Consider the following 674-nt stretch of genomic DNA (forward strand, 5'->3'; position numbering starts at 1 on the left):
GTTCAAGCTCCAGACAGGTCCGGTAACCAATTCGCTGCTGTTCAAGTACCGCAGCAAGTACCTCGACCGCGTGCAGACCGTTCGTGACCTGTCGACAGGCAAGAACACGACCATCGCGCTCGACGTTCCCGAGTACTACACCCTGGATTACCAGGGCACGTACAAGTGGAGCAAGGCGCTGGAACTTCGTCTGGGCGTCACCAATCTGCTGAACAAGGCGCCGCCGCTGACGCTGCGTGATTCTTCGGGCCATCAGGTCGGCTATGACCCGCGTTACGCCAGCCCGCTGATGCGTACCGTCTACGTGACCGGCAGCTATAGCTTCTGATGACGTGATGCGCCGGCTCCGTGCCGGTGTCTGCAAGGCCCGCCTCGGCGGGCCTTTTTCATTTCGGCTGCGAAAATAGGCGCACTCCCGACCTCCGCCATGACAGCCATCACTTCAGATCCCGACGTTCTCATCATCGGCGCCGGCCCCGCTGGCAGCGCCTGCGCACGGGTGCTGGCTCGGTCGGGCGTGGATGTCCTGCTGGTCGACCAGCACCCGCCCGGCCGCGACAAGATCTGCGGCGACGGCCTGATCCCGGACGCCCACAAGGCCCTGGCCCGCCTGGGCCTGCTGGACGACGTCATGCGACGCGCCCAGGCCGTGGCCCATGTGGGCTGCATCGGCC

The 674-nt window shown here is 65.0% G+C and carries 1 protein-coding gene and 1 pseudogene; both read left to right on the forward strand.

Annotated elements, in window-relative coordinates; translation table 11 throughout:
* Positions 1-328: pseudogene (locus tag AC1DU6_RS34230) on the forward strand (TonB-dependent receptor); the annotation flags it as partial.
* Between the two features lie 99 nt (positions 329-427).
* The coding region (locus AC1DU6_RS34235; protein WP_477862897.1) for an NAD(P)/FAD-dependent oxidoreductase at positions 428-674 on the forward strand (247 nt) is incomplete at its 3' end.

The sequence above is a fragment of the Roseateles sp. P5_B10 genome, from assembly GCF_056400485.1.